Raw genomic sequence first — 10,165 nt, 5'->3', positions numbered from 1 at the left:
GACCACCCGCCATGCCATCGAAGCCGCGCAGGGGCCGTGCCTGTCGACGAATTTCATCGCATGCGAGCCGGGCTCGGCGTTGACGACATAGTTGATGTCGCCCTGCCGCCAGATGGTGAGGTCTTTCGTGCGGTGCTTGGCCACCGCGATATAGCCCATGCGGGTGAACAGCTCAGCCAGCTTTTGCGGCTCCGGATGCGCGAATTCGACGAACTCGAACCCATCGGTGCCGGCCGGGTTGTCCTTGCTGATCCTGGCGGGCGGGGCGTCGTGCGGGAAGGGACCCATAATATTCCTCCGAAAGCTGGCCTGGCCTGAAAAGGCGATTTGACACGATGATAACGCGGAGGAGGCGCACGGTGCTTGCATTCAAACGCTTGAAATGATGATGTCATGCGTGAAGCGTGCATGATGTAAGGGAAAGCCATGGATGAGGCGCGCATTGACCAGTTCGACCGCAAGATAATGGCACTGTTGCAGGGTGATGCGCGGCTGACCAACAACGATCTTTCGGAGCGGGTGAACCTGTCGGCGTCGCAATGCTCGCGCCGCCGTCAGCGGCTGGAGGAGGACGGCTTCATCAGGGGCTATCGCGCCGTTCTCGACCGCGACAAGCTCGGTTTTTCCCTGGTCAACGTCATTTCGGTCACGCTCGCCACCCACAATCGCGACAATGCAAGGCGCTTCGGCGAACTGGTGGCGCGGCTGCCCGAAGTGCAGGAAGCGCACGCGCTGACCGGCGAGATGGACTACATCCTGAAAGTGGTGACGCCGGATCTCAAATCATTGTCGGAATTCGTCAACGGCGTGCTACTGCCGCACGAATCCGTGCAGCATGTGAAAACGGCGATCGTGCTGGAGACGCTGAAGGAAACCGGCGCGCTGCCGATTTAATCTGAGCGGATATCATTGATACGTCGGCAGGCCAGAGGGGGTGTGAAGGATCGCCAGCCTAATGACGGAAGGGCCGTTCAACCCTTCGACTGCTGGATCAGTCCATAGAGATTGGTGCAGCGGGCGCCGGAACGGCAATAGGCGAAGACCGGGCCGTCGAGTTCCTCGAGCGCTTCGGCCTGATCCTCGACATTCTCGGCCGTGATCTGGCCGCTGATCACCGGAATGTAGCGGAAGGCGAGGCCTGCGGCTTCGACCGCTGCCCCGACGGTGTCGGCAGAAGGCTGGCCCGGCTGTTCGTCATCGGGCCGGTTGCAGATCACACTCTTGAAGCCAGCTTCCCTGATGGCGGCGACGTCTTCGGGCTGGATCTGGCCCGAGACCGAATAGTCCTCGCTGATTTCGCGGTATTCCATGGCAGCATCCTCGCAAACTGGTCAGGTGGCAGTCTTGCCACTCCCCGACATGGGCGGCAATCCGTGCCGAAGGATTTCTCTGCCAAATAGCCATTGCGTGCCAGAAAATCCAACCGGGCCGATGCGGCCCGGCTGGACAATCCTTCAAACTCAGCTGCCGAGAATAGCGCCTTTGATCTGACGGATGTTGTTGTGCATCATGTCGATATAGGTCGCGGCCGGGCCGTCGGGCTGCGACAGCGCGTCCGAATAGAGCGTGCCGCCGACTTTGATGCCGGTTTCGCTGGCGATTTGCTCGATCAGGCGCGGGTTGGTGATGTTCTCGACGAAGATCGCAGCCGCCTTGTCCTGCTTCACCTGATTGACCAGCTTGGCAACGTCTGCGGCGGATGGTTCGGAGTCGGTCGAGACCCCTTGCGGGGCGAGGAAGGTCAGGCCGTATGCATGTTCGAAATAGCCGAAGGCGTCGTGCGAGGTGATGACGACGCGCTTGCTCTCTGGGATCGAGGCAATTGCCGCTTTCACTTCACCTTCGACCGCATCAAGCTTCTTGGTGTAGGCGGCGGCATTGGTCTGATAGCTGACGCAGCCTTCCGAATCGGCCGCGCAGAAAGCCTCGGCGATGTTCTTCACATAGATCCTGGCGTTGGCAATCGACTGGAATGCGTGGGGATCGGTGACCGTCTTGCCGCCGCCGGTGCCGGCACCTTCGGCCGCGTCGGCATCGGCGAATTCAGGCTTGAAATCGATCGGCGTCACGCCCTTGGTCAAGGTGATGATCGAGGCCTTGGTGGCACTGGCATCGACCAGCCGCTGCAGAAAACCTTCGAAATGCAGGCCGTTGACCAGCACGATGTCGGCCTTGGCCATGGCCACCGCATCGGCCGGGCTCGGCTCGTAGACATGGGCATCGCCATCCGGCCCGACGATGGTGGTGACATCGATGCGGTCGCCGCCGACATTTTTGGCGAAATCGGCAATGACGGTGAAGCTGGCGACCACTTTCAGCGGGGCCGCGAAGGCCGACGATGCGCCAAAGGCGGTTAATGTTATAACGCTCATCGCCAGGGCGGCATGGATGGATTTCAGCATAGAGGGGTCTCCTTCTAGGGGCGGGGATCAGGCCGTTCTGTGACGGTGATGGATGATGCGCGCGCGCAGGATGCCGCGCGTGCCAAACAGGATCGAGGCGAAATAGACGACGCCGGCCGACAGGATGATGGCCGGGCCGGATGGCAGCGAGGCGTGATAGGACAAAAGCAGCCCGGCGACGCAGGATGCGAAGCCGATCAGTACGGCCAGCACGCACATCGGCTCGACGCGAACCGTCCAGAAGCGGGCGGCCGCGGCCGGCAGCATCATCAGCCCAACCGATAGAAGCGTGCCGAGCGCCTGGAAGCCGCCGACGAGGTTGAGTACGACAAGGCCGAGGAAGATGAAATGCACCGGGCTGCCGAGCCGGCTGACCGAGCGCAGGAACAGCGGGTCGAGGCATTCGGCGACCAGCGCCCGCCAGAAGATGGCGAGGCTGACCAGCGTCACCGCGACGATGCCGCCGATCAGCGTCAGGGCCTCGTCATTGAGCGCCAGCACGGTGCCGAACAGCACATGCATGAGATCGACGCTGGAACCGCGGATCGACACCATCAGCACGCCGATGGCGAGCGAAATCAGGTAGAAAGCCGCCATCGAGGCGTCTTCGCGCTGGATGGTGAAACGCGAGACGGCGCCGGCGCCGAGCGCGACGATGACGCCGGCGATCAGGCCGCCGATGGTCATCGGCAGGATTTCCAGCCCATAGAACAGGAAGCCGGCGGCTGCACCGGGCAGGATTGCGTGCGCCATGGCGTCGCCCGACAGGCTCATGCGCCGCAGCATAAGGAAGACGCCGATCGGGCAGGCGCCGAGCGACAGCATCAGCGAGCCGATCAACGCCCGCTGCATGAAGGCGAAATCGGCGAAGGGCGCGATGACTAGGCCGTAAAGCATGTCCATCAAGCAGCCCTCGGTCCGACGCCATGTTGGTGATCGTGATCGTGGCCATGGTGATCGTGACCATGAGCGTCCTCGCCCGGCTCGCACCAGGGTGCATTTTCTTCCCAGGCCTCGTGAAAACGGCGGGCGCGCAACAGATTTTCAGGCTTCAGCGTTTCCCGGGTTTCGCCCCAGGCGATCGGCTGGCGGGCCAGAAGCAGCGTTTCGGGGAAATTCTGCCGCACCAGATCCAGATCGTGGACGACGACCATGATGGTGCGTTCCTCGCCATGCCAGTGCTTGATCAGCGCAATGAGGTCGCCGACCGTCTTGGCGTCGACGGCGTTGAAGGGTTCGTCGAGCAGGATGAGGTCGGCGTCCTGCAGCAGGACACGGGCAAACAGCGTGCGCTGCAGTTGGCCGCCCGACAGCGTGTCGATCGGCCGCTTTTCAAAACCGCCGAGGCCCACCGCCATCAGCGCCTTGCTGACGTCATCGCGATCTTCCCTAGTGTAGCGGCCAAGCAGGCCGCGCCGTGGCCACAGGCCGAGCGAAACCAGATCCACCACCCGCGCCGGAAAGGACCGGTCGAGCTCCGATTGCTGCGGCAGATAGGCGGCACGTACACCGGGTGCGCGGACAACCTCGCCGGCCATCGGCTTCAGGACGCCGACAATACCTTTCATCAGCGTCGATTTGCCGGAGCCGTTGGCGCCGACCACAGCGGTCAGCGAGCCCTTGCGGATGGTGCCGTCGAGATGATGGATCGCCGGATGGCTGCCGTAGCCAAGCGTCAGGTCGCGGAATGTCAGGCAGGTATTTGTCATTCTGCGATCCGTAGGCGGCGAAATCCGGCTGCTGGCAGCGGCCGATTGGATATGTGATGTTATTACATTAGTCAACAAGCCAATCCGGCGGAATTGCGGCGGCAGGGTCAACTTGCCGTGTGTGCGTATCATATGCCGTTGGCCCAAGGGGATTCGACCTGGCGACCTTGCCCCAAGCCGGTCGCGACTCTAAAGAAGCGCAACCGCCACAGGAAGGAACCATCCAATGAGCATTCGTCGCATCGATGTCGGCCCGCGCATGAGCCAGATCGTCATCCATGGCAATACCGTCTATCTGGCTGGTCAGGTCGGCCAGCCAACCGGCAATGTCGCTTCGCAGACCAGGGACATCCTGGCGGCTGTCGACGAATTGCTGGCCAAGGCTGGCTCCGACAAGACCAAGATCCTGCAGGCGATCATCTGGCTGGCCGACATGAGCACCTTTGCCGAGATGAACGCGGAATGGGACAAGTGGGTGCCGCAGGGCAACACGCCAGCCCGCGCCACCGGCGAAGCAAAGCTCGCCGCCCCGGAATATCTGGTCGAGATTATTATTACCGCTGCGATTTGAGGCGTTGAAGCTGCCAATCTCCCCCCACGTGGGGGGAGATCAGCCTCACCCCTGCGGCCTGAACCTCGCCACCAGCGTGTGGCTCTCGGCCGCGTAGGTGAAGCGCACATGGGTGACCGGGTGCTCGGCGCTCCACGTCCGTCGCTCGACCACCAAGCAGGGCGCACCGGTTTCTATATCGAGTGCAGCCGCGATATGCCTGTCGGCGGCGACAGCGCGAATCCGGTGCTCGGCTTCGCTCCACGGCACGCGGCCAATCAGCCATGGTCCTGGTGCGGTGGCCACGAATTCCTCGTCCGCTGCCTCGGGCACGGCGGTGAGATTGATCAGCCGCTGTTCATGCGCGAACGGCCGCTCGCCGGCGAAATGACCGCACTCCAGCGCCAGCACCGGTCCGGCCACGCCGAGTTCCAGCAGCGCGCGATCCCCGGCGCTGCTGCGCCTTTTGTGTCGGGCGACGCGCTCGTAGCGATAGGGCAGGCCGAGCGCTTCGACCTCGATGCGGATATCGTGGATTTCCAGCACCGCGGCCTGCGACTGCGGCCGGCGCACAAAGCTGCCTGAGCGGCGGCGGCGCTCGATCAGTCCGGCCTTGGCAAGCTGCGACAGCGCCTTGTTCACCGTCATGCGCGAGCAATTGTATTGCACGCTCAACTCATGCTCGAACGGGATGCGATGACCGGGCGCCCAGGCGCCGGACAGGATTTTCTCGCTGATGTCGGAGAGGATGCGCTGGTGCAGCGAGCCGCCGCCTTCCGCCTCCACTGTACCGGCCATGCTCATGCCGAAAGCGCCGTCATCACGTTGCGAAAACGCTCAGCGATGGCCTCTCGCTTCACATGCCTGCCGCCGCTGACCTGTTTGCGGCCATGCACCCAGACGCAGTCGACCTTGCTGCCATTGGCGAAGATCCAGGCGTCGAGGATCGCGTCGCCACTCTTGCCGGCCAGCGAGGGATTTTTGGGATCGAGCGAGACAAGATCGGCGGATGCGCCGGCGGCGATCGCGGAAGCACCGGCGCCAAGCGCGACGCTGCCACCGTCGAGCGCGGCGTCGAACAGTGCGCGGCCGGTCGAGCCGCCTGCGACCGCCAGCACATTGCGGGCGCGGTGGGCGAGGCGCTGCGAATATTCGAGCTGGCGCAACTCGTCGGGCAGGCCGATGAGCACATTGGAATCGGAGCCGACGCCATAGCGGCCGCCATGTTCCCTGAACAGCGGCGCGGCAAAAGTGCCGTCACCGAGATTGGCCTCGGTGATCGGGCATAGGCCGGCGATGGCACCGCTTTTGGCCATGGCAACGGTTTCAGCATCGGTCATGTGGGTGGCGTGGATCAGGCACCAGCGCTTGTCGACTTTGGCATTGGCCAGCAGAAATTCGACCGGCCGCGCGCCCGACCAGGCAAGGCAATCCTCGACTTCTTTCACCTGCTCGGCAATGTGGATGTGGATAGGCCCGTCCGGCGCCAGGGCAGTCACGTCAATCAGTTCTTCCGGTGTCGCGGCGCGAAGGCTGTGCGGAGCGACGCCGACAACAGCCTGATCCAACGCGCGAACCGATTCGCGGCATTTCTCAACAAGCCGCGAGAATCGATTCACATCGTTGATGAATCGCCGCTGGCCTTCGTTTGGTGCGGCACCGCCGAAAGACGAGTGCGCATAAAACACCGGCAAAAGCGTCAGGCCGATGCCTGCCTCGCCGGCCGCGGCCGCAATGCGCTCGGCCATCTCGGCGAGGTTGGCGTAGGGTTTTCCATCGCGGTCGTGATGCAGATAGTGAAATTCGCCGACGCGGGAAAAACCGGCCTCCAGCATCTCGACATAGAGTTGTGCGGCAACCGCCTCGACCTGATCGGGCGTCATCGACAGGGCGAAACGGTACATCACCTCGCGCCAGCTCCAGAAACTGTCGGCGGAGGGGCCGCGAAGCTCGGCAAGGCCGGCCATGCCGCGCTGGAAGGCGTGGCTGTGCAAATTGGGCATGCCGGGCAACAGGATCGCGTGACGTTCGTCGCCGGCTGCCGCAGCAGCGCCAGGCTGAACGGCTGTGATGCGTCCCTCGGCCAGGGTAAGCCGCACATTTTCGCGCCAGCCATCGGGAAGGAGCGCCTGTTCCGCAAAGATCGCTGCCACTTTTCTCTCCGGTTCTCTGTGTCTCATGCGATGAAGGCACTTGCAGTGCGTTTCAATATGTATATACATAATCGTCATCGATTGAAACGGAAAAGATGATGGCTGCAAAGAGCAAAAGCCGGGCAGGGGATCTTCGTCTGTGGCGCAATGCGCGGCTGACGACAATGGCCGACGGGTCTGCCGGACTTGGCGTCGTCGAACATGGCGCGGTCGCTGCGCGTGACGGCCGCATTGTTTATGCCGGCCCCGAGTCGGAGCTGCCCCCGACACTTGCCCAGGGCGCCGAGACGGTTGATTGCGAGGGCCGCTGGATCACACCCGGCCTGATCGACTGCCACACCCATCTGGTCCATGCCGGCAACCGCGCCAACGAATTCGAGATGCGGCTGGCCGGCGCCACTTATGAAGAGGTCGCCCGGGCTGGTGGCGGCATAGTCTCCTCGGTCAAGTCGCTGCGCGCCGCCAGCGAGAGCGAACTGGTCACCCAATCACTGCCACGCCTCGATGCGCTGATTGCCGAGGGCGTAACCACCGTGGAGGTAAAATCAGGCTACGGCCTGGACCTCGAAAACGAGAAGAAGTCGCTGCGTGCCGCACGGCGGCTGGGCAACCAGCGGCCGGTGACGATCCGCACGACCTTCCTCGGCGCCCACGCGCTGCCGCCGGAAGCCAAGGGTGACAAGGACGCCTTTATCGATCTGGTCGCCAAGGAAATTCTCCCGGCGGTTGCCGCCGAGGGGCTGGCCGATGCCGTCGACGGTTTCTGCGAGGGCATCGCCTTTTCGCCGGAACAGATGGCGCGCGTCTTCGATGCTGCAAAGGCGGCCGGCCTGCCGGTCAAGCTTCATGCCGACCAACTGTCCAATTTGCATGGCGCCGAACTCGCCGCCCGTTACGGTGCGCTGTCGGCCGACCATCTCGAATACACCGATGAGGCAGGTGCAGCGGCGATGGCCAAGGCCGGAACCGTGGCGACGATCCTGCCCGGCGCCTACTATTTCATTCGCGAAACCAAGAAGCCGCCGATCGGCTTGTTTCGCCAGCACGGCGTCAGGATGGCTGTCGCCACCGACAACAATCCCGGCACTTCGCCGCTGACCTCACTGCTTCTGACCATGAACATGGCCGCGACCCTGTTCGGCCTGACCGTCGATGAATGCATTGCCGGCGTCACCCGGGAGGCGGCCCGCGCGCTTGGTTTGCTGGGAGAAACCGGCACGCTGGAAGCCGGAAAATCCGCCGACCTGGCGATCTGGAACATCGAGCGCCCCGCCGAACTCGTCTACCGCATGGGCTTCAACCCGCTGCATGCCCGCATCTGGAGAGGACAATGACCGAACTGACCCTGAAACCCGGCAATGCGACGCTGGCCGACTGGCGCGCCATCTATCGTGGCGCCGTGCCCAAGCTGGACGATGCCTGCCGGCCGAAAATCAAGGCGAGCGCCGAGGCCGTCGCTAGGATAGTCGCCAAGGGCGAGCCGGTCTATGGCATCAACACCGGCTTCGGCAAACTGGCCAGCGTCCGCATCCCGGCCGAGGATCTCGAGACCTTGCAGCGCAACATCGTCCTGTCGCACGCCGCCGGCGTCGGCGAGCCGATGCCGGTTGCCGTTTGCCGGCTGATGATGGCGCTGAAGCTCGCCAGCCTGGCGCAGGGCGCGTCGGGTGTGCGGCCGCAAACCATCGAGTTGCTGGAAGCGATGCTGGCCAACGACGTCATCCCGGTGGTGCCGGCGCAAGGTTCGGTCGGCGCCTCCGGCGACCTTGCCCCGCTATCGCACATGACGGCGGTGATGATCGGCGTCGGCGAATGTTTTACCCCACATGGCCGTTTCCCGGCCAAGGTCGCCTTCGTCTCGCATGGCCTGGAACCGGTGACACTGGGCGCCAAGGAGGGCCTGGCGCTGCTCAACGGCACCCAGTTTTCGACCGCCTATGCGCTGGCCGCCTTGTTCGAGGCCGAAGTGCTCTACCAATCGGCGCTGGTCGCCGGTGCCCTGTCGACCGACGCGGCAAAAGGCTCCGACGCACCCTTTGATCCGCGCATCCATGTGCTGAGAAAGCATCCCGGGCAGGTCGAGACGGCCGACGCCCTGCGCAATCTGATGGCCGGCAGCGCCATCCGTGAATCGCACCGGGTTGGCGACGAACGCGTGCAGGATCCCTATTGCCTGCGCTGCCAGCCGCAGGTGATGGGCGCGGCACTCACCGTGCTGCGCCAGGCGGCCGACACGCTGGGCACCGAAGCCAACGGCGTCACCGACAATCCGCTGATCTTCGCCGAGGATGACACCGCGCTTTCCGGCGGCAATTTCCACGCCGAGCCGGTGGCCTTCGCCGCCGACATGATCGCGCTCGCCGTCTGCGAGATCGGCTCGCTGTCGGAGCGCCGCATCGCCATGCTTGTCGATCCGGCACTTTCCGGCATGCCGGCCTTCCTGACGCCCAAGCCCGGCCTGAACTCCGGCTTCATGATCCCGCAGGTGACGGCGGCGGCGCTCGTTTCCGAAAACAAGCAGAAAGCCTATCCGGCATCAGTCGATTCGATCCCCACCTCGGCCAATCAGGAGGACCATGTTTCGATGGCCGCGCACGGCGCGCGCCGGCTGATCGGCATGGTCGAGAACGCCACCGCGGTGATCGGCATCGAACTGCTGGCCGCGGCCCAAGGCTGCGATTTCCACGCGCCGCTGGCCTCGAGCGACGCCCTGGAGGCGGTGCGCAGGCTGGTGCGGGCCGAAGTGCCGCATCTCGACAATGACCGCCATTTCCACCCCGATATGGAAAAAGCCATCGCCATGGTGCGCAGCGGTGCGGCCATCGAGGCCGCCGGCGGTGTGGCTCTGCCGTCGATTTCCGGAGCGGTGTGATGGCAAGCGCGCCCTGGCTGACGGTCACGCCCGGCACAGCCCCGTTGCTGGTGTCGATACCACACGCCGGCATCGACCTCGCCGGCCTTGAGAATCGGCTGGTCTCGCCCTGGCTCGGCCGCCGCGACTGCGATTGGTGGATCGATAATCTCTATGACTTTGCCGCCGGCCTCGGGGCGACGGTGGTGCACACCGCGATCTCGCGCACCGTCATCGACGTCAACCGCGATCCCTCCGGCGCCTCGCTTTACCCCGGCCAGGCGACGACGGGCCTTTGCCCGACCGAGACCTTCGATGGCGATCCGCTCTATCGCGAGGGCGAAGAACCGGGGCCGTCGGAGATCGACGAGCGTCGCGAGGAATTCTTCGTGCCGTACCATGCCGCCTTGCAGGCCGAGATCGGCCGGTTGCGCGGGCTACACGAAAAGATCGTGCTCTATGACTGCCACTCGATCCGTTCAGTGCTGCCGCGCCTGTTC

At 64.0% G+C, this 10,165-nt stretch carries 11 protein-coding genes and 1 pseudogene; 5 read left to right on the top strand and 7 right to left on the bottom strand.

Features of this window, described 5'->3' with window-relative positions; genetic code table 11:
- Positions 1 to 288: pseudogene (locus EN879_RS12110) on the bottom strand (4-hydroxyphenylpyruvate dioxygenase); the annotation flags it as partial.
- Positions 289 to 426: 138 nt separating this feature from the next.
- Here EN879_RS12110 and EN879_RS12105 point away from each other — a divergent pair.
- Entirely contained in the window at positions 427 to 894 is a 468-nt protein-coding gene (locus EN879_RS12105; RefSeq protein WP_013532311.1) for an Lrp/AsnC family transcriptional regulator, read from the top strand.
- Between the two features lie 77 nt (positions 895 to 971).
- On the opposite strand, the gene EN879_RS12100 is transcribed toward EN879_RS12105, so the two are convergent.
- The 4 genes from EN879_RS12100 to aztA form a co-directional block, all read right to left on the bottom strand.
- Positions 972 to 1,310: a TIGR01244 family sulfur transferase gene (locus EN879_RS12100; protein ID WP_063167740.1), complete on the bottom strand. Its 339-nt coding sequence runs from the start codon at positions 1,308 to 1,310 to the stop codon at positions 972 to 974.
- A 150-nt stretch (positions 1,311 to 1,460) separates the two neighbouring features.
- Positions 1,461 to 2,402 carry a zinc ABC transporter substrate-binding protein AztC gene (gene aztC, locus EN879_RS12095; protein WP_013532309.1) on the bottom strand — a complete coding sequence of 314 codons (942 nt, stop codon included), beginning with the start codon at positions 2,400 to 2,402 and terminating at the stop codon, positions 1,461 to 1,463.
- 27 nt (positions 2,403 to 2,429) lie between these two features.
- Positions 2,430 to 3,305 (bottom strand): zinc ABC transporter permease AztB, encoded by an 876-nt coding sequence (aztB, locus tag EN879_RS12090; protein ID WP_013532308.1) that lies wholly within the window; start codon positions 3,303 to 3,305, stop codon positions 2,430 to 2,432.
- The gene (gene aztA, locus EN879_RS12085; RefSeq protein WP_063167741.1) at positions 3,305 to 4,111 is read right to left on the bottom strand and encodes a zinc ABC transporter ATP-binding protein AztA; all 807 of its coding nucleotides are present in this window, start codon (positions 4,109 to 4,111) and stop codon (positions 3,305 to 3,307) included. Before aztA ends, aztB begins: the two co-directional genes overlap by 1 nt.
- Positions 4,112 to 4,337: 226 nt before the next feature.
- Here aztA and EN879_RS12080 point away from each other — a divergent pair, with 226 nt between their 5' ends.
- Complete coding sequence (locus tag EN879_RS12080) at positions 4,338 to 4,682, top strand: RidA family protein (protein ID WP_013532306.1); 345 nt, start codon at positions 4,338 to 4,340, stop codon at positions 4,680 to 4,682.
- A 45-nt stretch (positions 4,683 to 4,727) separates the two neighbouring features.
- Here EN879_RS12080 and hutC read toward each other — a convergent pair whose 3' ends face one another.
- Both hutC and EN879_RS12070 read right to left on the bottom strand, forming a co-directional pair.
- Positions 4,728 to 5,465: a histidine utilization repressor gene (gene hutC / locus EN879_RS12075; protein WP_082826433.1), complete on the bottom strand. Its 738-nt coding sequence runs from the start codon at positions 5,463 to 5,465 to the stop codon at positions 4,728 to 4,730.
- Positions 5,462 to 6,814 (bottom strand): formimidoylglutamate deiminase, encoded by a 1,353-nt coding sequence (locus tag EN879_RS12070; protein ID WP_024505593.1) that lies wholly within the window; start codon positions 6,812 to 6,814, stop codon positions 5,462 to 5,464. The genes hutC and EN879_RS12070 overlap by 4 nt, the downstream gene beginning before the upstream one ends.
- Before the next feature lie 98 nt (positions 6,815 to 6,912).
- On the opposite strand from EN879_RS12070, the gene hutI reads away from it, so the two are divergent.
- The 3 genes from hutI to EN879_RS12055 all read left to right on the top strand — a co-directional run.
- Positions 6,913 to 8,148, top strand: a complete 1,236-nt coding sequence (gene hutI / locus EN879_RS12065; protein ID WP_063167743.1) for an imidazolonepropionase — start codon at positions 6,913 to 6,915, stop codon at positions 8,146 to 8,148.
- Positions 8,145 to 9,686 (top strand): histidine ammonia-lyase, encoded by a 1,542-nt coding sequence (gene hutH / locus EN879_RS12060; protein WP_027162456.1) that lies wholly within the window; start codon positions 8,145 to 8,147, stop codon positions 9,684 to 9,686. Before hutI ends, hutH begins: the two co-directional genes overlap by 4 nt.
- On the top strand, positions 9,686 to 10,165 hold a 480-nt coding region (locus tag EN879_RS12055), incomplete at its 3' end, for an N-formylglutamate amidohydrolase (protein ID WP_206520937.1). The genes hutH and EN879_RS12055, both read left to right, overlap by 1 nt.

The organism is Mesorhizobium sp. M7A.F.Ca.AU.002.02.1.1 (assembly GCF_003998535.1).
GTDB classification, from domain to species: Bacteria; Pseudomonadota; Alphaproteobacteria; order Rhizobiales; family Rhizobiaceae; genus Mesorhizobium; species Mesorhizobium ciceri.
Note: the sequence above shows the minus strand (reverse complement) of the source record. Positions and strands in the feature narration are given on the sequence as shown.

Excerpts from the sequence above, each read along its gene's own strand:
- EN879_RS12105 (WP_013532311.1), top strand. The coding sequence starts at position 427 with ATGGATGAGGCGCGCATTGACCAGTTCGACCGCAAGATAATGGCACTG.
- EN879_RS12100 (WP_063167740.1), bottom strand. The coding sequence starts at position 1,310 with ATGGAATACCGCGAAATCAGCGAGGACTATTCGGTCTCGGGCCAGATC.
- aztC (WP_013532309.1), bottom strand. The coding sequence starts at position 2,402 with ATGCTGAAATCCATCCATGCCGCCCTGGCGATGAGCGTTATAACATTA.
- aztB (WP_013532308.1), bottom strand. The coding sequence starts at position 3,305 with ATGGACATGCTTTACGGCCTAGTCATCGCGCCCTTCGCCGATTTCGCC.
- aztA (WP_063167741.1), bottom strand. The coding sequence starts at position 4,111 with ATGACAAATACCTGCCTGACATTCCGCGACCTGACGCTTGGCTACGGC.
- EN879_RS12080 (WP_013532306.1), top strand. The coding sequence starts at position 4,338 with ATGAGCATTCGTCGCATCGATGTCGGCCCGCGCATGAGCCAGATCGTC.
- hutC (WP_082826433.1), bottom strand. The coding sequence starts at position 5,465 with ATGAGCATGGCCGGTACAGTGGAGGCGGAAGGCGGCGGCTCGCTGCAC.
- hutI (WP_063167743.1), top strand. The coding sequence starts at position 6,913 with ATGGCTGCAAAGAGCAAAAGCCGGGCAGGGGATCTTCGTCTGTGGCGC.
- hutH (WP_027162456.1), top strand. The coding sequence starts at position 8,145 with ATGACCGAACTGACCCTGAAACCCGGCAATGCGACGCTGGCCGACTGG.